24 protein-coding genes are annotated in these 22,571 nt (G+C 59.8%); 21 read left to right on the plus strand and 3 right to left on the minus strand.

Going from position 1 to position 22,571, the window contains the following annotated elements:
* Positions 1–5: 5 nt before the first annotated feature.
* On the minus strand, positions 6–1,208 hold the full coding sequence (locus tag SJY32_RS14545; RefSeq protein WP_376876891.1) for a zinc-ribbon domain-containing protein: 1,203 nt from the start codon (positions 1,206–1,208) through the stop codon (positions 6–8).
* A gap of 198 nt (positions 1,209–1,406) precedes the next feature.
* Between SJY32_RS14545 and SJY32_RS14550 the strand changes: the two genes are divergently transcribed.
* The 20 genes from SJY32_RS14550 (at position 1,407) to folD (ending at position 18,809) form a co-directional block, all read left to right on the plus strand.
* Positions 1,407–2,078, plus strand: coding sequence for a cell division ATP-binding protein FtsE (locus SJY32_RS14550; RefSeq protein ID WP_376876894.1), 672 nt, complete (start codon positions 1,407–1,409; stop codon positions 2,076–2,078).
* On the plus strand, positions 2,075–2,977 hold the full coding sequence (locus SJY32_RS14555) for a cell division protein FtsX (RefSeq protein ID WP_376876897.1): 903 nt from the start codon (positions 2,075–2,077) through the stop codon (positions 2,975–2,977). The genes SJY32_RS14550 and SJY32_RS14555 overlap by 4 nt, the downstream gene beginning before the upstream one ends.
* Positions 2,974–3,714: a lysophospholipid acyltransferase family protein gene (locus tag SJY32_RS14560; RefSeq protein ID WP_376876900.1), complete on the plus strand. Its 741-nt coding sequence runs from the start codon at positions 2,974–2,976 to the stop codon at positions 3,712–3,714. Before SJY32_RS14555 ends, SJY32_RS14560 begins: the two co-directional genes overlap by 4 nt.
* Before the next feature lies 1 nt (position 3,715).
* The gene (locus SJY32_RS14565) at positions 3,716–4,585 is read left to right on the plus strand and encodes a 50S ribosomal protein L11 methyltransferase (protein WP_376876903.1); all 870 of its coding nucleotides are present in this window, start codon (positions 3,716–3,718) and stop codon (positions 4,583–4,585) included.
* Positions 4,586–4,679: 94 nt separating this feature from the next.
* Positions 4,680–5,030, plus strand: a complete 351-nt coding sequence (locus SJY32_RS14570; RefSeq protein ID WP_376876906.1) for a hypothetical protein — start codon at positions 4,680–4,682, stop codon at positions 5,028–5,030.
* 193 nt (positions 5,031–5,223) lie between these two features.
* The gene (gene ruvC / locus SJY32_RS14575) at positions 5,224–5,757 is read left to right on the plus strand and encodes a crossover junction endodeoxyribonuclease RuvC (RefSeq protein ID WP_376876909.1); all 534 of its coding nucleotides are present in this window, start codon (positions 5,224–5,226) and stop codon (positions 5,755–5,757) included.
* On the plus strand, positions 5,754–6,425 hold the full coding sequence (gene ruvA / locus SJY32_RS14580) for a Holliday junction branch migration protein RuvA (RefSeq protein WP_376876912.1): 672 nt from the start codon (positions 5,754–5,756) through the stop codon (positions 6,423–6,425). Before ruvC ends, ruvA begins: the two co-directional genes overlap by 4 nt.
* A 137-nt stretch (positions 6,426–6,562) precedes the next feature.
* Complete coding sequence (gene ruvB / locus SJY32_RS14585; protein ID WP_376876915.1) at positions 6,563–7,594, plus strand: Holliday junction branch migration DNA helicase RuvB; 1,032 nt, start codon at positions 6,563–6,565, stop codon at positions 7,592–7,594.
* The gene (locus SJY32_RS14590; protein ID WP_376876918.1) at positions 7,581–8,234 is read left to right on the plus strand and encodes a hypothetical protein; all 654 of its coding nucleotides are present in this window, start codon (positions 7,581–7,583) and stop codon (positions 8,232–8,234) included. The genes ruvB and SJY32_RS14590 overlap by 14 nt, the downstream gene beginning before the upstream one ends.
* Positions 8,231–8,632, plus strand: a complete 402-nt coding sequence (gene ybgC, locus SJY32_RS14595; RefSeq protein WP_376876921.1) for a tol-pal system-associated acyl-CoA thioesterase — start codon at positions 8,231–8,233, stop codon at positions 8,630–8,632. Before SJY32_RS14590 ends, ybgC begins: the two co-directional genes overlap by 4 nt.
* A 188-nt stretch (positions 8,633–8,820) precedes the next feature.
* Complete coding sequence (gene tolQ, locus SJY32_RS14600; RefSeq protein WP_376876924.1) at positions 8,821–9,528, plus strand: protein TolQ; 708 nt, start codon at positions 8,821–8,823, stop codon at positions 9,526–9,528.
* A 3-nt stretch (positions 9,529–9,531) separates the two neighbouring features.
* Positions 9,532–10,020 (plus strand): ExbD/TolR family protein, encoded by a 489-nt coding sequence (locus SJY32_RS14605; RefSeq protein WP_376876927.1) that lies wholly within the window; start codon positions 9,532–9,534, stop codon positions 10,018–10,020.
* A gap of 11 nt (positions 10,021–10,031) precedes the next feature.
* Positions 10,032–11,279 carry a hypothetical protein gene (locus SJY32_RS14610; protein ID WP_376876930.1) on the plus strand — a complete coding sequence of 416 codons (1,248 nt, stop codon included), beginning with the start codon at positions 10,032–10,034 and terminating at the stop codon, positions 11,277–11,279.
* Positions 11,280–11,360: 81 nt separating this feature from the next.
* Positions 11,361–12,674, plus strand: a complete 1,314-nt coding sequence (gene tolB / locus SJY32_RS14615; protein WP_376876933.1) for a Tol-Pal system beta propeller repeat protein TolB — start codon at positions 11,361–11,363, stop codon at positions 12,672–12,674.
* Between the two features lie 76 nt (positions 12,675–12,750).
* Positions 12,751–13,272, plus strand: coding sequence for a peptidoglycan-associated lipoprotein Pal (gene pal / locus SJY32_RS14620; RefSeq protein WP_376876935.1), 522 nt, complete (start codon positions 12,751–12,753; stop codon positions 13,270–13,272).
* A gap of 14 nt (positions 13,273–13,286) precedes the next feature.
* The gene (gene ybgF, locus SJY32_RS14625; protein ID WP_376876938.1) at positions 13,287–14,117 is read left to right on the plus strand and encodes a tol-pal system protein YbgF; all 831 of its coding nucleotides are present in this window, start codon (positions 13,287–13,289) and stop codon (positions 14,115–14,117) included.
* A 67-nt stretch (positions 14,118–14,184) separates the two neighbouring features.
* Positions 14,185–15,441 carry a tRNA lysidine(34) synthetase TilS gene (gene tilS / locus SJY32_RS14630; RefSeq protein WP_376876941.1) on the plus strand — a complete coding sequence of 419 codons (1,257 nt, stop codon included), beginning with the start codon at positions 14,185–14,187 and terminating at the stop codon, positions 15,439–15,441.
* Positions 15,442–15,520: 79 nt separating this feature from the next.
* A complete protein-coding gene (gene ftsH / locus SJY32_RS14635) occupies positions 15,521–17,410 on the plus strand; it encodes an ATP-dependent zinc metalloprotease FtsH (RefSeq protein ID WP_376876944.1) in 1,890 nt (629 codons plus the stop codon).
* Positions 17,411–17,616: 206 nt separating this feature from the next.
* Entirely contained in the window at positions 17,617–17,922 is a 306-nt protein-coding gene (locus SJY32_RS14640) for a chorismate mutase (protein ID WP_376876947.1), read from the plus strand.
* Entirely contained in the window at positions 17,919–18,809 is an 891-nt protein-coding gene (gene folD / locus SJY32_RS14645; protein WP_376876950.1) for a bifunctional methylenetetrahydrofolate dehydrogenase/methenyltetrahydrofolate cyclohydrolase FolD, read from the plus strand. Before SJY32_RS14640 ends, folD begins: the two co-directional genes overlap by 4 nt.
* 65 nt (positions 18,810–18,874) lie before the next feature.
* Here the strand turns inward: folD and SJY32_RS14650 are convergent, their stop codons facing one another.
* Positions 18,875–20,182 carry an ATPase gene (locus tag SJY32_RS14650; protein ID WP_376876953.1) on the minus strand — a complete coding sequence of 436 codons (1,308 nt, stop codon included), beginning with the start codon at positions 20,180–20,182 and terminating at the stop codon, positions 18,875–18,877.
* 131 nt (positions 20,183–20,313) lie between these two features.
* On the opposite strand from SJY32_RS14650, the gene SJY32_RS14655 reads away from it, so the two are divergent.
* On the plus strand, positions 20,314–22,008 hold the full coding sequence (locus tag SJY32_RS14655; RefSeq protein ID WP_376876956.1) for a hypothetical protein: 1,695 nt from the start codon (positions 20,314–20,316) through the stop codon (positions 22,006–22,008).
* A gap of 61 nt (positions 22,009–22,069) precedes the next feature.
* Here SJY32_RS14655 and SJY32_RS14660 read toward each other — a convergent pair whose 3' ends face one another.
* The gene (locus SJY32_RS14660) at positions 22,070–22,570 is read right to left on the minus strand and encodes a prepilin peptidase (RefSeq protein WP_376876959.1); all 501 of its coding nucleotides are present in this window, start codon (positions 22,568–22,570) and stop codon (positions 22,070–22,072) included.
* Position 22,571: the final 1 nt, after the last annotated feature.

Consider the following 22,571-nt stretch of genomic DNA (forward strand, 5'->3'; position numbering starts at 1 on the left):
AGACGTTACGCATCGCGTTCGCGCAGGGCTTGCGTGATGTCGAGCATCTGTTGATCAAGCCAAAGACGCGCATCATCGACTTTCGCGCTATACGTCGACAGCAACGGGGCGGCTTGCGGCCAGAGCGCGCTGATCTTCGGGGCTGCCACATAAACACCGACGCCGATCACAGCGATGAAGATCACCGTCAGGAACCCGATTTTAAACGCTGAGACCTTAGGATGATCCAGCACGGGATCGCCCTTGTCCCATGGCTTTGCCCGATCCGATGTCGCACGCAGGCTGGAGTTGATTTCTTCAATGTCGGGGAGCAAGTCGCGGCGCGTGGCGCGCGGCGCATTTGCATCGGGCATCGTATCCATGCTGTTCAGACGGACTTCATGCTCGAAATCGTCGGCCTCGTCCCGCGTCGCGGTCAGGGGCGCGCGCGGTGTCGGCTTGATAGCGGCAAGACCAAGTTCGGGCTGAACCTCGAGCGCGCTGCCTTCGGCCTTGCGGGCCTGCACTTCGCGGGCCGCTTCCTCGCGCAGAACGGCGAGCAAATCATCATCCATTGTGCGCCGCGCCGGAATCGCGGTGGGCGCAGGTGCGTCCTCATAATCCTCGTCAAATGCATCCGCGCTTTGTTCGGGGACCACATCGGGGGTTTGGAACTCGTCCCATGCTTGGCTTTCCCAAGCGCCTTGGGCTGGACGGTCCAATACCGCGTCCTGCGGCTCGGGAGACGTCGGTTGCGCGGTGTCATCTACGTCCTGCGGGTCCGATGCGTTCGTGGCTTCTTCGGGCGTGAAACCGTATTGTTCGGCTTGCGCACGGTTCCACCCGTCCTCCAAGCTTTTGGCGGGGGCAGTCCCATCTGCGGCCATGGCCGCCTCGATCTCGCGCTCAAGATCCGGCCAGTTCGCGGGGGCTTGCGCGACAGAGGATGCCTCGTGTTCCGCGGGTTCAATCGCCGCTTGCGGCTCGTCGTCCTCATTGGCGGCGGTGTCTTCCCATCCGTCAAACGGATCGGGCTCCGCAGAATGGGGCGCGGGAACGCCCGATACAGGCTGCACATCTTGGCGTTCGGACGTTGCTACCTCGGAGAGCGCGCCGGCTTGAAACCACGTCTGCCCACAGTTTGAACACTGCACATCCCGCCCCATGTCCGGAATGACAGCTGCATCTACCTCGTACTGGGCATTGCAGTTTGGACAAGTCAACCGCATAAAAACCCCCGAAACCACCTCGGATCAATGCCATTATGGCAATTGCTTCTGAGGTGTTGTAGCAAGCGGCGAACCAATGTCCAAGTGTTTGACGCATTATGAAGATTATGTGCTGCGATCTGATCGGTGGTGCTTCACTTTCGTCGCGTCGAAATATCCCGTTCGGGATCCAATTTTTATCGGGCCGGAGGCTCTGCTGTGATCGAGCTTGAAGATGTTGCCATGAGCTATGGCGGAGGGGAACTCCTCGCGGAGATGACCCTTAAACTCGTTCCCGGGTCGTTTCATTTCCTGACTGGTCCGTCGGGCGCGGGCAAAACGACGTTCATGAAACTGTGCTACGGGGAACTCATGCCCACGGCTGGGCGTGTGACGCTGTTTGGCGCGGATGCGCGGGCGATGGGGCGGGATGATTTGGCGCTGCTGCGTCGCCGCGTCGGGGTGGTGCACCAAGATTGCCAGTTCCTCGACCATTTGTCCCTCGCAGAAAATATCGCATTGCCTCTCGCGGTTGCAGGCCAATCGGTGAACGCCGGTGAGCTCAAGCAACTTTTGGGCTGGGTGGGCTTGTCTGCGCGGGCGGATGCCCTGCCACCAGAGCTTTCTGGCGGCGAGCGTCAACGCGCCGCACTTGCCCGCGCAGTGATCCAATCCCCCGATGTGATCATCGCGGATGAACCTACGGGCAATCTTGATTGGGAAATGTCTCTTCGACTTCTGACGCTGCTGATCGAGTTGAATAAAATGGGTAAGACGGTGATGATCGCGACACACGATCTTACGTTGATCCGGTCAGTCAAGGCGCAGGTGCAGGCAAGGGTGCTTCGAATCCAGAATCGCCGGCTCCATCTGGCGGGGGCGGATCTATGAGCATGATTGAGCGCCTGAAATCGTTTGTATCGGCCGATGCGCGCGGGTCCGATCGGGTTGTTCCCCCAACAGGATTTACCGCACGGCTGACGATGATGACCTCTGCGGCGATGGCGTTTTTGGCGGTGTTTGCACTGGCGCTGTCTTTGGCCTCGGGACGCTTGGCCGACCGGTGGTCGGAAGCTTTGGCGCGGTCGGCAACGATCCGGATTTCCGCCCCGGCGGATCAGATGGCGACGCAGTTGGACGCCGTTCTCTCGACATTGTCCTCGACGCCCGGCGTCACCAGCTTCCGCGCGTTGGAAACAGAGGAGATGCAGGCGCTTCTCGTCCCATGGTTCGGGCCGGATCTGCCCGTTGAGACCCTGCCGCTTCCACGGCTTGTCGAGGTTGTGGAAGGGGCCGATTTTGATGCGGAGGGCCTGCGGCTGAGGCTTTCGGCGGAGGCGCCGGGCGCTGTCTTCGACGACCATACGAGGTGGCGCGCACCTCTTGTTGCCGCCGCCGAGCGGCTACGTTTGTTGGGCGTTTTGTCTTTCCTGCTCATTGGTGGCGTTATGGCGGGCCTCATCACATTGGCGGCACAAGCCGCCCTCGCCGCGAATGCACAAGTGATCAAAGTTTTGCGGCTTGTCGGGGCGCGAGACCTTTTTATCGCGCGCGCTTTCGTGCATCGTTTCACCTTGCGCGGTTTGATCGGAGCAGGGGCGGGAACCGCCCTTGGCATGATCGCTGTCGCGCTTCTTCCTGATACGGAGGCCGCAGGCGGCTTCTTGACGGGGCTTGGTTTTACTGGCTCGGGCTGGCTTTGGCCGCTCGCCATCCCGCCGCTGGCGGCTGTTGTGGCCTTCGCCGCAACGCGCGCCGCGGCTTTGCGTATCCTGAGGGGGATCCGATGATCGTCATCCAATATATCCGCTCCATCATCTTCAATGTGCAGATGTATGTCGCGCTTGCCATTATCGCCGTATGCGGCTTGCCGATCGGCATTTTGGGCGGACGCAAAGGCGCGACTTGGGTGGCGCAGCAATTCTGTCACTGGGTGCGGTTTTCGGCGCGCTGGCTCATTGGGCTGCGCACCGAAGTGCGCGGCGAGATCCCGACGGGGAATGTTCTCGTCGCGGCGAAGCATCAATCCTTTCTGGATATCTTGATGATCTACTCCGCTGTTCCGGCGGGTCTGTTTATCATGAAAAAGGAACTTGTTTGGACGCCGTTCGTAGGATGGTACGGGTATCTTATCGGCTGCATCCCTGTAGACCGCAGCGCCAAGGGCGCGGCCGTCAAGAAGATGCTGTCGGATGTCCGCGAGGGTAAACGGACGGGTGGTCAGCTTATTATTTTCAGCCAAGGGACGCGTGTCGCGCCGGGCGTGAAAGCGAAGTACAAGATCGGCACAGGGGCGCTTTACAACCAGCTCGGCCAGCGTTGCGTCCCCGTGGCGGTGAATGTGGGCGTGTTCTGGCCGCGTCAGGCTTTGCTGCGTAAGCCGGGTCTTGCAGTGATCGAATTCCTACCGACGATCGAGGCGAACTTGCCGACCAGTGACTTTATGGAAAAAATCTCAACCGTGATCGAAACAAATTCGGACCGGTTGATGCGCGAAGCGGGCTTCGATCCCGATCAAGGGGCATAATATGACAACTTTCACCGCATTCACCACTTTGGGCGACCGTGACCAAGCGGAGGCACTCTCCGAAATTTTGGAGAACATTGACCCGACGCCCTACGGCGTTGGTGTTTTTGAAATCGAGGACGGATCTGATCGCTGGGAAGTCGGGAGCTATTTCCTTGAACGCCCTGACGAGACCCAGCTGGCCATTCTCGCGATGGCTTATGGCGCGGAGCCCTTCGCTGTGTCGGAATTGCCGGATATCGACTGGGTGAGCCATGTCCGCCGCGAGTTGGCGCCAGTTATCGCAGGGCGCTTCTTTGTGCATGGCTCGCATGACGCGGATAAGGTTACCCAAGGGTCTATCCCGCTTTTGATCGACGCGGCGATGGCCTTTGGCACTGGGCATCACGGGACGACGCTCGGATGCCTAACCGCATTGGACCGGATGGAGGCCGCCGGTTTGCAGGCGAAGAAGGTGGCTGATATCGGTTGCGGCACGGCGGTGCTCGCGATGGCGGCGGCGAAGATATGGCCGGAGGAGGTGATTGCCTCCGACATCGACCCAATCGCGGTGGATACGGCACGGGCGAATGTCGCCGCAAATGATCTGGGCGGCCGCGTGCGCTGCGTCGAAGCTGCAGGCTTTGATGCGCCTGAACTGGCCGCGGGAGCGCCATACGATCTGATTTTCGCGAACATCCTCAAAGGGCCATTACTGATGCTCGCCCCTGAAATGTCGCAAAATACGTCGCAAAACGGGCATGTGATTCTCTCGGGTATTCTGCATGAGCAGGCAGACGAGGTGATTTCCGCCTACGAATCTGTCGGCTATTGTCTCGCCTCGCGCGACGAGCATGGCGACTGGACGACATTGGTTCTTCAGCGGAGCTAATGCCCGCAAAGTTTAAGTCGAATTTTTTGTATCTTTGCGGTATATTGTGGGTGCCTGGTTAATCTTTCACGGTACAGTTTTAACGGTGACGACAATGGTAGACCTGAACACGCGAGAATTTCAAAAGCGTCTGAAGCGCATCGACCGCATTCACAAAGCGGGCGGCGCATTCGAGGCGTCTGGGACAATCGGCCGTGCCTATTACGCGTCGATGGAACGCCCGCGCCGTCGTCGTCTGTCAATCCTGCGTCCGCTCGCTTTTATCCTCGCCGCTACGCTCTTGTTCAAAGCGGCGATCTTCGGCCAGCTTGGGCAGGAGACGTACGAGTTGCGTATTGCGACGCTTGCGGATGGCTCGAAGCTTGATCGTGCCGGTGCGTGGGTGATGACCGCCGACCCGATCACGCAAGCGATTGGCGAGGCGATCCGTCCGCTCGTTTATTAAATTAGCCGCCGCAGGCACTCCTAACCCGCTGACTTTGCCCATCGGGCGCGCGGATCACCCCTTATCACGGACCTATCACCTCGTTGTCGAATTGCCGCACCGTGTCAGGGCGGCAGGTGGCGTTCGGGGATTGCCCTATGCAATGTTCCCCTTTCGTGCTAAGCGTCGGAAAAAGCATAAAAGAGGTGAGCGGATGCGGGTGATCGGAATTGATCCGGGGTTACGGAACCTCGGGTGGGGTATCATAGATGTCGCCGGATCACGGCTGAGCCATGTCGCAAACGGGATCATTCACTCCGACGCGAAAACCGAACTCGCTTCACGGCTGCTGCAGTTGCACATGCAGCTTACCGCTATTTTTGAGCGCTACCTGCCCGATGGGGCCGCCGTCGAGCAGACCTTCGTCAACAAGGATGCGGTTGCAACGCTCAAGCTTGGTCAGGCGCGAGGGATCGCGTTGTTAGTGCCGGCGCAGGCGGGCCTCGCAATCGGTGAATATGCGCCGAACGCCGTTAAAAAGGCGGTCGTTGGCGTGGGGCACGCCGATAAGGTTCAGATCCAGCATATGGTAAAACTCCAATTGCCGGGGGTTCAGCTTGCCGGGGCCGATGCCGCCGATGCCCTTGCGATTGCTATCACCCATGCGCACCATCTCCAGTCCGCAGGTCGCTTGACTGCCGCGCTCGCTAAGGCGCATGAAACCACCCTGAAAGGAAATGTTGCATGATTGGTCGGCTCAACGGCGTCATTCTTCACCGCGCGATGGATCATGTGATGATTGATGTGCGCGGCGTCGGGTATATCGTTCACGTTTCCTCACGCACGGCGCAATCTTTGCCGCCCGTTGGTGAAGTCTGCGCGCTTTATACCGAGCTTCTCGTTCGCGAGGATTTGCTGCAGCTTTTCGGGTTTACGTCGATGCTGGAAAAAGAATGGCATCGCCTTTTGACCTCTGTTCAGGGCATCGGCGCGAAAGCCTCACTCGCGATCTTGGGGACGCTGGGCGCGGAAGGTGTCGGGCGGGCGATTGCGTTGGGCGATTGGGGGGCGATTAAATCCGCGCCCGGCGTTGGGCCAAAGCTGGCGCAGCGGGTGGTGATGGAGCTGAAGACGAAGGCGCCGACGGTCATGGCGATGGGCGCGAACTTGTCGGTGGATACGGCGGGATCAGACGAGGTGATCGAGGTTGAGCCCAAAGCGCGGCCCAAGACACGCCCCATGCCCGCCGCGCGCGAAGTGAACTACGCTGCGGAAGCGCTGTCTGCGCTCACCAATCTTGGCTACGCGCCGTCGGATGCGGCGAGCGCGGTTGCGCAAGCAGGTGACGATCCGGATGCGAATGACACCGCAAAACTCATTCGCGGCGCGCTTCGGTTGCTCGCCCCCAAAACCTGACACCATCCGGATTTTGAGCGTATTTTCAGGCGAGCAGACGCCGCGAGGAAGAGGGGGCCCGCCCCCTCCGGCCCATCGCCTGAAACTCTTTTCCGCACGTCCTTGCATCCCCCGTTCACAGGCGCGACACTGCTCCCATGATTGATCCCGATCCCACGCTTCGCCCCGACCGCCAGCCCGAAGACGCCGATCGCGCCTTGCGGCCGCAGGTGCTTGAGGAATTCGTGGGTCAAGCCGAGGCGCGGGCCAATTTACGTGTGTTCATCGAAAGCGCAAAGATGCGTGGGCAAGCGATGGATCATACGCTGTTTCATGGCCCGCCCGGTCTGGGGAAGACAACACTCGCACAGATCATGGCGCGGGAGTTGGGGGTGAATTTCAAGATGACCTCGGGCCCGGTGCTTGCGAAGGCGGGCGATCTCGCGGCCATCCTCACCAATCTCGAGGCGCGTGATGTGCTGTTCATCGACGAGATCCATCGGCTCAATCCGGCTGTTGAGGAGGTTCTCTACCCCGCGATGGAGGATTTCGAGCTTGATCTCGTAATCGGTGAAGGCCCCGCCGCGCGCACGGTCCGCATCGAGTTGCAGCCATTTACCCTCGTGGGCGCGACGACGCGTCTTGGCCTGTTGACGACCCCTTTACGGGATCGCTTCGGCATCCCGACCCGTTTACAATTCTACACCGAGGACGAGTTGGAAAGCATCGTCAGTCGCGGCGCGCGTTTGTTGGGCATTCCGGCAGAGCAGGCCGGAACGCGGGAAATCGCCAAGCGTGCCCGCGGAACGCCGCGGATCGCGGGGCGTCTCTTACGGCGGGTGGTTGATTTTGCGCTCGTTGAGGGGGACGGGCAGCTGACGCGGAGTCTTGCGGATAGCGCCCTGACACGTCTTGGCGTGGATAAGCTCGGATTGGACGGTGCCGACCGTCGCTATCTCACATTGATTGCGGAGCATTACGCTGGCGGTCCGGTGGGCGTTGAGACCCTCTCGGCGGCCCTGTCGGAAAGCCGCGACGCGATCGAGGAGGTGATCGAGCCTTACCTCTTGCAACAGGGATTAATTTCGCGCACCCCTCGCGGGCGGATGCTTGCCGCGCGTGCGTGGCGCCATATGGGGCTTGAACCTCCGCGCCCCGCGCCGAGCGGAGATCTTTTTGGGGAAACGTGAGGGGGCCGGAATGGCGCAATTCGGGATCAAAGAGGTTGAGACCCTCTTTACGCGGGCGGATGGAAGCTATGCTTTCGCTCGTTGGGGGCGGCCGATTGTGCCGATCGTCTTCGGCGTTGAGGCGGCGACTTTGTCAATCGTGAAGGGCGCTGTTGAGGCCGTTGTTGCGATGGCGGGCCATAAAATGTCCGATCATGATGCGGATATTGGCGCAAACCTCATGATCTTCTTCTTCCGCGACTGGCAGGAGTTGTTGGAAGTTCCCAACCTTGACCATCTGATTGACGGGCTTTCGGATGTCGTGGCCAAGCTCGATGACGCGGGCGCGAACCAATATCGGGTGTTCCGATTTGATGAGGCAGGAGCAATCAAGGCGTGCTTCGCTTTCATCCGTATGGATGCCGCTTTGGATGAGGTGCCAGCGGAGACGATTGCGTTGAATCAGGCGGTTCTGATGATTTGCCTGTGGTCTGATACAGCTTTCAAGGGAGCAAGCCCCTTGGGTATGGCGAATGGTCTTGCGGTGATCCGCCCCGAAATCGGGGATGTCATTCGCGCGGTCTACGACCCTGTTATGCCTGTCGCGGCGCAGGACCCGAGCCATGCGCTGCGCCTTGCCGCACGTATCGGGGCGGTTTGATGCATCAATTTGCGCTGCGGGTTTACTACGAAGATACCGACCTCGCGGGGATCGTGTATTACGCGAACTATCTCAAATTTATTGAGCGCGCGCGGTCTGAATGGGTGCGCTCGCTTGGTGTCGTTCAGGTTTCGCTCAAGGCGGAGAGCGGGATCGTGTTCGCGGTCCGCAGGATTGAGGCTGATTATATCAAGCCGGCCAAGTTCGACGACGAGTTGACCGTGGAGACCCGTCTGGAGATGGAAACAGGCGCGCGGATCGTGCTGGAGCAAAATGTGCTCCGCTCAGACGAATTGCTGTTTACGGCTCAGGTCACTTTGGTGTGTTTGAACGAGGCCGGAGCACCGGCGCGTCTGCCCGCAGACATCCGCCGAAAAATCGCCCCTGCAGTTCATTAAAACGCGGAAAAGGCCGGACTTTTCTATCCGCGCTCGCATCGCTCGATGTGCCTTATTTGTCGGGGCGATCGGGTGACTGGGGCGCTGTAACAAATGATGACGCAGTTGTTATAGCCTTCCCCCTAAAACATCGCTAGAATCACATGTAATCAGAGCCCGAATTGGGCCCAACCGGCGAGCAGTGATCTATGGACCAGCAGACTCTTGCGATGGCGCATGAGGCGTCGAATATCGACTTCTCATTGCTTGCGCTTTTTGCGCGCGCATCTATCCCCGTTAAACTTGTAATGATCCTTTTGATCGTGTCCAGCTTTTGGTCATGGTCGATTATCATTCGCAAATACATCACCTTCCGTGCGGCGCGGAATGAAGCTGGCGAGTTTGATCGCGCCTTCTGGTCGGGTGAGCCGCTCGATGAATTGTTCGACATGATCGGCCCTGCGCCCGAAGGCGCGAGCCAGCGGATTTTCGCGGCCGGCATGTTGGAGTGGCGGCGGTCGCACCGCCATGATGGTGGATTGATCGCTGGTGCTCAGGCGCGGATCGATCGCTCAATGGATGTTGCAATCACCAAGGAAAGCGAAAAGCTCACCTCCGGCCTGACCTTCCTCGCAACTGTTGGCTCGACAGGGCCATTCGTTGGTCTGTTCGGGACGGTCTGGGGGATCAAGGTCGCGTTCGAGGAAATCGCGATTTCGCAGAACTCCTCGCTTGCGGTCGTTGCACCCGGTATTTCCGAGGCCCTAATGGCGACAGGTATCGGCCTTCTTGCCGCTATTCCTGCGGTTATTTTCTACAACAAGCTGTCTTCGGACAGTGACCGGATCATGGCTAGCTACGAAGCCTTCGCGGATGAGTTCTCGACGATTTTGTCGCGCCAGCTGGATTCGGAGTGAACGATGGGCGGTGGTGTCGTTAAAAAAGGCGGAGGCGGCGGGCGTCGTCGTCGGGGCCGTTCGAGCGGTGGCGCGATGTCGGAAATCAACATCACTCCCTTCGTGGACGTGATGTTGGTGCTCTTGATCATCTTCATGGTCGCCGCGCCGATGATGACGGTGGGCGTTCCTTTGGAACTGCCCAAAACCGCCGCCAACTCCGTGCCGACGGAACAGGAAGAGCCGCTGACGATTTCCTTGCAGATCGACGGATCGGTTTCGATGATGAACACGCCGGTCGCCGAGGATGAACTCGTCGCGCGGCTGGTTGCTGTGTCTGCCGAACGCGATAGCGATAAGGTTTATCTGCGCGCGGACGGCGGGATCGAATACTCGCGCGTCGTCGGGGTGATGGGCGCGTTGAACGCAGGTGGCTTCACCAATATCGTTCTCGTGACGGATACCGGCGGGCCGAGCCTGTCGGGTGCTGCCGCGCCTCAGGCGGGTAATTAAGGGCGATGCCCATGATACCTTCCCCTTTCTCGTCAATGTCGCGTGCCGAAAAAATCGGCACCATCGGCTCGGCTGTGATGCATCTCGTGCTGGTGGCATGGGCTGCGTTTGGCGGGCTTTGGTTTCGTGCAAAACCCTCCGAGCCGATCGTCATGGCGGAAGCCTCTGTTATGTCGGAGGCGGATTTCGCGGCGATGATGGCGGCTGCGCCAAAAGCCAGCGAAGCGCCTGCCGCTCTGACCGAACCCTTGACGCCGCAGGCGCCTGCGGAAACGGCCGAAACCCAACCGGAAACGCCCCCGGTAGAGGAAACCGCGCCAGAACAAACGACACCGGAACAGCCTGCGCCTGCCGAGGCAGAAGTCTTGCCCGATGTGAGCGACCTCGCGCCGCCGACCCCTGCTGAGGTCAATGAAATTCCGCCGGAGATGATGCAGCCTGTAGAGGTGCCGCAAGACACAGCCGCGCCTGATATGTCGCCGCGCCCGAAACAAAAACCGATCGCTCGTGTCGCGCCAACGCCGGCAGAAGCGCCGGAGCCGGACGCACGGATCTCGGAGACGGCGGAGGCCCAGACCCAGCCTGACGAGACAGCCGAGCCGCAAGAGCCTGTCGAGAAGAAGGAGGAGGCCGCCCCGCCAGAGGCCGCCACCGAGATCGTGACCGAGGCGACTGAAACCGTGGAGAAGCCGGAAACATCCGCGCCCGCCACATCTTCACGCCCGCGCACCAAACCAGCGAAACCGGCGGCCCCAACGCCGACGCCGACCCAAACCGCAGCGGAGACGCCCGATGCGCCCAAAGCCGCCCCCGCTGCGCCCAAAGCCTCCAGTGCCTCGGCCAATGACGCGGTGAATGATGCATTGGCCGAAGCTCTCTCCGAGCCGACACCGGCGAAAACTGGGACGGGCGGCAATGGAAGCCTCGCGTCCGGTCCGCCGGTAACGGCAGGGGAGAAAGAGGCGCTGATCGTCGATGTGAAGGCGTGCTGGAATGTCGGCGCGCTCTCGTCGGAGGCCTTGCGCACGACTGTTGTGATCGGCATGACGATGGGCGCTGACGGCAAGCCCGACAATACGTCGATCCACCGGATTTCGTATTCCGGCGGGTCAGATGCCGCCGCAGCCCAAGCGTATGAGGCAGGTCGCCGCGCGATTATCCGCTGTGGCTCCGATGGCTTCCCGTTGCCGGCGGAGAAATATGACCACTGGCGTGAGATCGAAATTACGTTCGATCCCAATAATATGAGGATGAAGTGATGCGCGCGGATACGACCCCCCGTGACGTGGCGCCGCACTTTACGTTATAACGAGAAAACCCCGATGCGAGGGAGGCTTGAAATGCTCCGCTACCTGACACTTGTTGCCGCAGCTTTGTTCGTCAACGCGCCCGCGCCCGTTGCCGCCGAGCCGCTCCGGATCACCTTGGACCAAGGTGTGATCGAACCGATGCCGTACGCGCTCCCGCAGTTTGTCGCGGAAGGTGGCGCGGGGCAGCTTGCGGCGCAGATTTCCGAAGTGATCCGCGCCGATCTTTCAGGGACCGGACTGTTCCGCGAAATCCCTGCCTCGGCGCATATCCAGCAGATCGGATCGTTTGACACGCCAGTGTCCTATCCCGACTGGCAGGCCATCAATGCGCAGGCGTTGATTACGGGCGCTGTCTCGTCGTCGGGCGGCAAGGTGACGGTCAAATTCTTCCTCTACGATGTCTTTTCGGGCCAGCCCTTGGGCGACGGGATGCAGCTTGCGGCCTCGGAAGGCTCGTGGCGTCGTCTCGCACATAAGGTTGCCGATCAGGTTTATTCGCGCATCACGGGCGAGGCAGGCTACTTCGATAGCCGCGTTGTGTTCGTTTCCGAGCAGGGTCCAAAGAACGCGCGCCTCAAGCGTCTCGCGATCATGGATTATGACGGCGCGGGCGTGCAATATCTGACGGATAGCTCGACCATTGTTCTCGCGCCGCGCTTCTCGCCGCAAGGCGATCGTATTCTCTACACATCCTTCGAGACGGGCTTCCCGCAGATTAAAATGCTCGACGTGGCATCCGTATCAGCACGCGCCTTGGGTGCGGTGGACGGCACGATGGCCTTCGCGCCGCGGTTTTCGCCCGACGGCAACTCCATTATCTATTCGTTGGAGCGTGGTGGTAACACCGATCTTTACCGCATGTCGGTCAATGGCGGTGGCGGCTCGCCTTTGACAAACTCTCCCTCGATCGAGACTGCGCCATCCTATTCGCCCGATGGAAGCCAGATTGTATTCGAATCTGATCGCTCTGGCCGCCCGCAGATTTACGTCATGTCGGCAGGTGGTGGTGAGCCAGCGCGGATTTCCTTCGGTGAGGGGAGCTACGGCACGCCCGTCTGGTCACCTCGTGGGGATATGATCGCCTTCACCAAACAACACGCAGGCCGGTTCCATATCGGCGTGATGCGCACCGATGGGTCGGAGGAGCGCTTGCTCACGGCGTCGTTCCTTGACGAGGGTCCGACCTGGGCGCCAAATGGCCGCGTTGTAATGTTCACGCGTGAGACTTCGGGTGCTTCGGGGGGCGCGACGTTGATGTCGGTCGACATCTCCGGCCGGAACCTCAAGGCGGTTCCAACACCGAGCGCAGCATCCGATCCCGCATGGTCGCCCTTGCTTCCTTGATCTGACTCGGGGGCGATTCACATCGCCTCCCAAACCTGCTAGATTGCCCCAAACAAACTTATAGGCGGACTTAAATATGGCTCTCACTCACAAGGCGCTTCTTGTCGTCTCCGCGCTGGCTCTCGCGGCATGTAACAACCCTGATAAATACGGCGACGGCGCGAATGGCGCAGGCGGTGCTTTGGGCAATGGCTTCGACCAGTCCTCGTTGGGCGGCGCAAACGATCCACGTTCGCCTGCTTATTTCAGCCAGACAGTCGGTGATAAGGTTCTGTTCCCGGTTGACCAATCGACCCTGACGGCCGAAGCGCGCACGACCCTTGCCGGTCAGGCTCAATGGTTGATGAGCAACACAGGCTATAGCGCGATCGTTGAAGGCCACGCCGACGAGCAGGGCACACGCGAATACAACCTTGCGCTGGGTGCGCGCCGCGCCAATGCAGCGCAGCAGTTCTTGATCTCGCAAGGGGTTGCATCGAGCCGTCTGCGCACCGTTTCCTACGGTAAAGAGCGCCCGCTCGAGGCTTGTTCCACCGAAGATTGCTACGCCAAGAACCGCCGCGCCGTGACGGTTATTTCCCTCGGCGCAGGCGCCTAAGAAGGAAGTTTGCTATGATCCGGTCACTTGCATTTATTGCCGCACTTGCGCTGGCGGCCCCCGCCGCCGCGCAAGATCAGTCCCTAGCCGATGTGCGCAGCGAGTTGGCGGATCTCTCCGCTCAGCTACAATCGTTGCGGTCGGAGCTTGTGGCATCGGGCGCGCAAGGGATGCAGGCGGCCGGAGGGTCTTCCGCCTTGGAGCGCATGGATACGATGGAGGCGTCGTTGATGCGCCTGACATCGCGCACCGAGGAATTGCAAAACCGGATCGACCGTGTCGTCAAAGACGGCACAAACCGGATAGGCGATCTCGAATTCCGTCTGTGCGAAGCAACACCGGGCTGTGATATCGGCTCGGTGGGGCAAACCCCGACTTTGGGCGGTGAGAGCAGTGGCGCGTCCGTCGCCTCTGCGCCCGCAGCCGCAGCGCCAAGCGCATCGTCCAACGCCCCAGCCCTCGCGATGAACGAGCAGGCAGATTTTGACCGGGCCAAGGGGGTGCTCGCTCAAGGTGACTTTCAAGGCGCCGCTGACCTCTTCTCGGCCTTTGCCCAATCCTACCCGGGTGGCCCGCTGACCGGCGAGGCGATGTATCTGCGCGGGGAAGCGTTGGAGAAAACCGGCGATACCGGTAGTGCCGCACGCGCCTATCTCGACGCGTTTTCCGCAGCACCCGAAGGCACTTTCGCGCCCGATAGCCTGTTCAAACTCGGCACATCCCTCGCGAATTTAGGACAAACGGTCGAAGCTTGCGCGACTTTGCGCGAAGTTGGCGCGCGCTTCCCGAATGCGGCTGCGACCTCGAGTGCACAAGGCGCAATGCAAAGCCTCGCCTGCCAATGAGGGGCTCCTCTCGCGTAGCCTTGCCTATGGCGCGCGTGAAGGTGCTCGTGGCTCGGAGCCAGCTTTAATGGTGCGCGCCCAACTAAGCGCCATCGCCGAGCAAGCGTTCTCGACCGGCATGGGACCAATCGGTGTCGCTGTGTCCGGCGGATCTGATTCGCTCGCGCTCTTGCATCTCCTCCATGAACATCACCCTGTTTATGCGGTGACGGTCGATCACGGGCTACGGGCGGCCTCTGCGCAAGAGGCGAAATTTGTTTCTGATCACTGCGCAGATCTCGGGATTGCGCATAGCACGTTGCGGTGGTCGGGCCCGTCCGCGCAGGGAAACCTGATGGATCAGGCACGCCGCGCGCGATTCTCGCTGATCGGGGCATGGGCGCGCACGCAGGGTGTGGCGCATGTGGCGTTAGGGCATACGGCGGATGATCAGGCCGAAACATTCGTGATGCGGCTTGCGCGCGAATCGGGCTTGGAGGGATTGGCCGGAATGCGTCCTCGGTTTCAGGCGGAGGGGGTGACGTGGCATCGGCCCTTGCTTGGACAAACGCGAGAACACTTGCGCGATTATCTCCGCGAGCTTGGGCGAGATTGGATCGATGACCCAAGCAATGAGAACCCGAAATTTGAAAGAGTTCGTGTCCGACAAGCCCTGCAGACACTCGCACCCATGGGTGTGACGCCGGGCTCACTGATGGCTGTCGTGGGGCATCTTGCGCAGGCAGAGCAGGAGTTGACACGCTATCTCTCCGCGCTGGTTGCCGCCCATGTCACAACACCGGTGGGCGATGTGGTTATTGATCGCGCCGCGTTTCGCGACGTCTTTAGTCGTGAGATGCAAAGGCGGTTGATCAACGCGGCTTTGCTCTGGGTGTCGGGGGCGGATTATACCCCGCGTGCGGCAAAGCTCGCAGGCGTCTTGGACGACTGGGAGACGCGGCGCGATTTCACTTTGCACGGCTGTCGCATTTCGGTTGGGGATCGCGTCTTGCGTATCACCCGCGAAGCGCGCGCGGTGCAAGGCCTCCAAGTTCCAATTGGCGCGCAATGGGACAGATGGAGGGTCAGTCGCGGCACAGAAAACGAGTTTCCTGTGGATGATCCGATCGCAAACGGCGCGCTTTCGGTCTCGGCATTGGGAGAGCGAGGGTTGCTGGCCTGTCCAAATTGGCGCGAGGCCGAACTCCCGCGCGCGTCACTTTTGGCCTCACCCGCGATCTGGCAGGGTGAAAATCTGGTTTCTGCGCCCCTCGCGGGGCAAGAAAATGGCTGGAAAGCACAAATTGCCTGCGGCGCATTCGCTCATTCTCTAATCAGGCGTTGAACCTGCCCGCTGAATGCCTATTTTCATGTCAAAGGGCCGAACCTGTCTTACGGCCCGATAATCGTTTGGAGGTCTCCCTTTGGGTAATGGACGCAATCTCGCCTTATGGGCCGTGCTTATCGTGCTTGTTCTGGCGTTGCTGAGTATTTTTGGCGACGGCCAAGGTGCAATGAATGCGCGCTCGGTGAGCTATTCGGAGTTTATCTCCAGCGTAGAGAAGGGTGATGTGAAAACCGTAGGTCTTGACGGTGAAAACGTCACGTACCAGATCGCGGATGGCACAACCTACAGCACAATCAAACCGATGTCGGACCCGATCGCAGAAATGCTGATCGCCAAGGGCGTCGATGTTACAGTGAAAAAGCAGGAGCAATCGGGCTTCATGTCGCTCTTGGGCGTGTGGTTGCCATTCCTCGTTCTGATCGGGATCTGGATTTTCTTCATGAACCGGATGCAGGGCGGCGGCAAAGGCGGCGCGATGGGCTTTGGCAAATCGAAGGCCAAGCTCCTCACTGAGAAACAAGGTCGCGTGACGTTTGATGACGTCGCCGGCATTGACGAGGCGAAAGAGGAGCTGGAGGAGATCGTGGAGTTCCTGCGCAACCCGCAGAAATTCTCGCGTCTCGGAGGCAAGATTCCAAAGGGCGCTTTGCTTGTCGGCCCTCCGGGCACTGGTAAGACGCTCCTTGCGCGTGCGATTGCAGGCGAGGCGGGGGTTCCGTTCTTCACGATTTCGGGCTCCGACTTTGTCGAGATGTTTGTCGGCGTCGGGGCGAGCCGTGTGCGCGATATGTTCGAACAGGCTAAAAAGAACGCGCCTTGCATTGTTTTCATCGATGAAATCGACGCCGTTGGGCGTGCGCGCGGCGTTGGCATCGGTGGTGGCAATGACGAGCGCGAGCAAACATTGAACCAGCTTCTCGTCGAGATGGACGGGTTCGAGGCGAATGAAGGGATCATTATCATCGCGGCGACAAACCGTCGCGACGTTCTTGATCCTGCTTTGCTGCGTCCGGGCCGCTTTGACCGTCAGATCCACGTCCCGAACCCTGACATCAAGGGGCGCGAGAAAATCTTGACCGTTCATGCGCGTAAAGTGCCGCAGGGGCCGGATGTTGATCTGCGTCTGATCGCGCGGGGCACGCCGGGCTTCTCCGGTGCGGACCTGATGAACCTTGTGAACGAGGCTGCTTTGATGGCGGCGCGTGTCGGACGTCATCAAGTGACGATGAGCGATTTCGAGAGCGCTAAAGACAAGGTCATGCTGGGGGTTGAGCGCCGCTCGATGGTTCTCACTGCCGATCAAAAAGAGAAAACAGCGTGGCACGAAGCTGGCCACGCGATCGTCGGGATCAGCCTGCCGAAATGTGATCCGGTGTATAAGGCGACGATCATCCCGCGCGGCGGCGCGCTGGGTATGGTGGTGTCCTTGCCTGAGATGGATCGTCTCAACATGCACAAGGATGAGGCCAAGCAGCGTATTGCGATGACGATGGCGGGGAAAGCCGCGGAAATCATCAAATACGGTGAGGAGGGCGTCTCGAACGGCCCTGCCGGCGATATCCAGCAAGCTTCCGCTCTGGCCCGCGCGATGGTGATGCGCTGGGGCATGTCGGATAAGGTCGGCAATATCGACTATGCCGAAGCGCATGAAGGGTATACGGGCGGCACCGCTGGTTTCTCGGTTTCCGCCAATACCAAGCAGCAGATCGAGGACGAAGTTCGCGAGCTGATCGATGAGGGATACCGGACGGCGAAGCGGATTTTGGAAGAGAAATCTGTCGAGTTCGAACGCCTTGCACTTGGGCTATTGGAATACGAGACGCTGACGGGTGAGGAAATCACCAAGGTCGTTGCGGGCGAAACGCTCGGCGTCGACAGTGATGTTCCGGCGCCTGTGCCGTCTGTGTCGTCGATTCCGCGCACCAAGCCTGCGCCTAAAAATGAAGCGGGCGAGGGCGATAGCTAATCGCTGCGGAGCGCAAATTGAAAAGAAGCCCCGGGCCGGAGACGGTTTCGGGGCTTTTTCTTTCCGCAAAGGACGGATCGCGCGTCGATCTGTGCTGCGAGGCTTGAGACTGGCGTCGATCTCTGCGAAACGATTTCCGCAAGAGTAGCTGCCCTCGCATGGCGATGCCGCGGAGGAGCAAGCTGCGCCCCCTGCGGAGAGACAGCATGAAAGCCCCTCACACCATCGCAAGCATGAATGACCTTCGCGCGGAGATTGATTTGATGGACGCACGGATTGTCGACCTGTTGGCGCAACGTGCGCAACTCATCGACCGCGCGGCAGAGCTGAAGCCCAATGAGGGCTTGCCCGCGCGGATCGAAAGCCGCGTTGAGGAAGTCGTCGCCAATGTGCGTGGTTTCGCGCAGGCGAGGGGGCTAGATGCTGATCTTACGGAAGATCTCTGGCGGCGTTTGATCGATTGGTCGATCGCACGCGAAGAACTGGTTTTGGGAAAAGGAGATGACGCATGACGGCTTCTATTATTGACGGCAAAGCCTTCGCGGCGACTGTGCGCGCGCAAGTGACGGATCACGTCACCCGCCTCAAAGAGGTGCATGGCATAACGCCTGGTCTTGCGGTCGTGCTTGTGGGCGAAGACCCGGCCTCCGAAGTGTATGTCCGCAATAAGGGCAAGCAGACGCTCGAAAGCGGCATGGCATCTTTCGAGCACAAGCTGGACGCATCGACTTCCGAAGCTGATTTGTTGGCGCTGATTGGCAAGTTGAACGCAGATCCGGCGGTTCACGGGATTCTTGTACAGTTGCCGTTGCCCGCGCATCTCGATTCCGATCTCGTCATCAACGCGATTGATCCGGCCAAGGATGTGGACGGGTTCCATATCTCGAACGTTGGCCTGCTGGGCACGGGGCAAAAATCCATGGTGCCGTGCACGCCGCTTGGTTGCCTGATGATGCTGCGTGATCATCACGGAAGCCTGTCGGGGTTGAATGCGGTGGTCGTCGGGCGCTCGAATATCGTGGGTAAGCCCATGGCCCAGCTATTGCTGAACGATAGCTGCACGGTGACGATCGCGCATTCGCGCACGAAAGATCTCGCCTCCCTATGCCGTTCGGCCGATATCCTTGTGGCCGCCGTCGGCCGCGCGGAGATGATCACCGGCGATTTCGTCAAACCGGGGGCCACGGTCATTGATGTGGGCATCAACCGGATTGAACGCGACGGTAAGAAAAAGCTGGTGGGGGATGTCGAATTCCAATCTGCCGCTGCGGTCGCGGGCGCGATCACGCCAGTGCCGGGGGGGGTGGGGCCGATGACGATCGCCTGCTTGTTGGCCAATACGGTCACCGCCTGTTGCCGTGCGAATGGCTTGCCGGAGCCTGAAGGCCTCACCGCCTGATCCATCAGAACGATCTCAATAAAAAGGCGCGCCTGAAGTGGCGCGCCTTTTCAATTTCGAAGTGTTTAGTGAACGATGACTTCTTCTTTCACAAACATATTCGCCCAAGCACGATCGATCAGGTCGGGGTTCATTTGATACGGAATGCCCTCGAAATCACAAATCGCCATCATCTGATCGATCAGGAAGATCGGTTGATAGTTTGCGTAGATATTATCGATGGTCGGATATTTGTGTTTGAGCAGATAAACGAGGGCCTTTTCATCCAAAGGCATCCCGCGTTTCTTTGCCATCATCGCAAAGATCTTCAGGAAATCCTGCTGCCCGGGCCCGTCGATTTTGATTTTGAAGAAGATCCGACGGAGGGCCGCTTTATCGAAAATTTCATTCGGGTGGAAGTTGGTGGAGAAGATGACGAGCGTGTCAAACGGCACTTCGAACTTCTCACCCGATTGAAGCGCGAGGATGTCGCGGTTTTCCTCCAATGGAACGATCCAGCGGTTGACGAGCTTTTGCGGCGGTTCGGCTTGGCGGCCAAGATCGTCGACAATGAACACGCCACCTGAGGATTTCATTTGAAGCGGCGCCGTGTAGGTCCGCGCGGTGGGGTTGTAAGTGAGGTCTAGCATGTCGAGCGAGAGCTCTCCGCCGGTGATGACTGTCGGGCGCTGGCAATAGACGTAGCGGGAATCAAACCGTGATGCCGAGAGCCGCAGCCCCGTTCCCACGTCCTCGGGGGCGACGGCGGTGTGCACGATGGGGTCGAAGACAGTGATCACCGTGCCGGCATATTCAATGGCGCGAGGAATGTAGATCTTGTCGCCCAATGCATCGCGGATCCCGTTCGAGATCGACGATTTCCCGTTGCCTGGCGGGCCATACATCAAGATGGATCGCCCTGCGCCCACGGCTGGCCCGAGTTGGTCGATCAACGTCGGAGGCAGAATCAGATGCCCCATTGCGCCCAAAAGCTGTTGGCGTGTGAGGGCGATATTGCGGATCGATTGGCGTTTGACCTGCTCGCGGTAGGCATCCAAAGTGATTGGCATCGCGCCGTAATATTCGGATTGCGCGAGGCTATCGAGTGCGCGCGCCTTGCCGGCATCGGTGAGCTGGTAGCCCATCTCGCCGTTGGAGGTTGCCGACATAGTGCCCGTTGCCTCCAAGAGGCGCTGGCTGCGGCACAGGTCGATCAGCTCTTGCGTAACAACTGGCGGCAGGCAGATCTTCTTGGCGATATCGCTCACCTGTTCGGAATGCGTGCGGAACATCGTTTTAATGAGAATATCGCGCATCATCACCGGCGAAATACCGGTTTCAGAAAGCGTCTTAGGCTGCGGCGGCGCGAGGACGTTTCCGGTGATCATGTTCATTGCGATGCCCTCTTGGCGGTGTGCTGTTGTATAAAGGCCCTCACGCGCAACGGCCCGTTGGCGAGGGATTCACACTGACACTCTCGCGGGCTATTGTGGCCACAACAAGGAAACAGCGCGGAGAAGCTGGGATGGATCGGGCAGAGCAGACCGCGCAGGCCGCGCATAATCAGGTGGAAAAACCACGAGCGCATTGGGGGCGCACCATCCTTATACTCGCGTTGCTGACGCTGGTGCTTGGGGGGGTGCCGTTTCTCAAAGGCGAGCTGCTGATTGCGCGCCATGAGGGCGATACGTTGCATCTTATCGATATCGTGCTGCGCATGACGCAGTTCGGACAGGTGCCGCATCTCGATTTCATGACGCCGTTGGGTATTCTGGGCATTGCGCCGATCGCGTGGTTTGTCGAGGCGGGAAACCATTTGGGCAAGGCGTTCTTTATGGCTCAGGCCCTTGTCGCGCTGGTGCTTTTTGCACCTGCGGTCTACGCGGCAGGCACGCGGTTGGCGTGGCCTTGGGCGATCCTGTGCGCAGGATATGTGATGATGCTGTCGCTTGCGATTGTGCATGGAGAGGCTAATCCCGCGATCTCGGTTTCAATGCATTATAACCGTTGGGCGTGGGCGGTGAGCTATGTTGTCATCTTGTTGACCCTGCCGCCCCTTGCGCGCGAAACGGAGGCAGGAAAGCCCGCGCGCTGGTGGATCGATGCGCTTTTGATCGGGGTCGGGATGGCCGCTCTCGGCCTTCTCAAGGCGACCTATGCCATCGCACTCGCCCCTGCAGTGATCGTGATTTTGCTGGTTCGTGGTCAGGTGCGGGGTTTGGTCCTTTCTGTCTTGGCGGGCCTCATGGTGATGGGGGGGGCGGCATTGGCGTGGGGGATCTCGTTTTGGCCGGCCTATGTCGCGGATTTGCTTGCGGTCGCAACGTCGGACACCCGCGCGGCTCCGGGCGCTAGCTTCGAGGATATTGTCTCGGGGCCGAGCTTTGTCGTGGGAAATCTCGCGCTCTTGGCGGGCGTCGTTTTGTTGCGCCGCGCCGAGCGGATGACGGAGGGGCTTTTGCTTTTGCTGCTCACGCCGGCCTTTCTCTATATCACGTACCAAAACTTCGGAAATGATCCGCAGTGGCTGATCTTGATCGCGATGATTCTGCTGTCGGGGCGGTCGGCTGTGCCAGCCACCAACATCGACGCCGTAGCGCCGCGCATGGCCTTAACGGTCACTGCGGCGGTCATTCTGGCGCTTGGGTCAGCATCGGTTATCAACCTTGGTGCGTCGCCCATCAGGCATTACTTCCTGACATCTGAGAGCCCCGCGCCTTTGGTGTCGGGGGCAGACATTGCATCGGACGTCATGAGTTCGAAGGGGCGGCTGTACAGCGTCACGGAAAGTAGAAATATCGATGCGTCTGACTCGCCCTATGCTGGGGTGAGCTACGTTGATCCCGAGGCCGAGCCTGCAATGGTCAACGGTGAGGTTCTGTCAGATTGCGATATGTCATCCGGTTTCAGCGCCTATTTCGAGGTCGTGAGCCGCGATCTTGAAGGTGCGGGCTATGGCGGGTCGGCATTGCTGGCGGCGGATCTGTTCGGGGCCTTCTGGCTGTACGGTGATTTCAAACCGGTCGACGGCGCCGCCCCGTGGTATTATGCGGGTGCGTCCGGTGTGCAGCACGCGGATTACGTGCTCGTGCCGCTTTGTGCAACGGGGCGTTCCCAACGCAAAGCGATCTTGAAAGGGATCGCAGATGCTGGCTGGGGGTTGGAGGAAGTGCGCCGCACCGCACTTTACATCTTGTTCCGGCCCGTCGCCCCGCAGTGATCCCTAAGATAGCAAAAGGCCCGCGCAAACCCGCGGGCCTTTCGCTGTTCGTCTTGCCGCTTTAGCCCAAGCCGTAGAGCAGGAGATAGGCCGAGAGCGTCAATGCGAGCGGGACCCCGAACGGGAAATCCTTACGTGACCATGAGAGCCAGTCTGGCGCCAGCCCGCGCAAGGCAGGAAGACCGCGCGCGATCCGGTGCGTGACAAAGGCGCTCAGCGTCACGGCGGCGAGAAGCACCAACATGAGACGGATCGAACTCGGGTTAAGCGCAATGAACGGCGCCGCTGCGGCCGCATATTTCGCATCCCCCGCGCCGAAGTGGATCGTGGCATTCAAAACGATGCCGATCACAAGAACGACGACGAAATGCGACCAGCGCCATAGCCATGCCTCAAACGGGATGACCAGCAGGCCGACAATCACGAAGATACCGAGCATAGCGATCACCGCTTTGTTCGGTATCTTCATAAATTTTAAGTCTGACCAGATGACCCAGAATGACACCGGCAACGTGGCCAGAAACAAAACAAGATAAGCGGTGTTTGGCGAAAGACCGAGCATC

The sequence above is a fragment of the Albirhodobacter sp. R86504 genome, from assembly GCF_042466415.1.
Classification (GTDB): Bacteria; Pseudomonadota; Alphaproteobacteria; order Rhodobacterales; family Rhodobacteraceae; genus Albirhodobacter.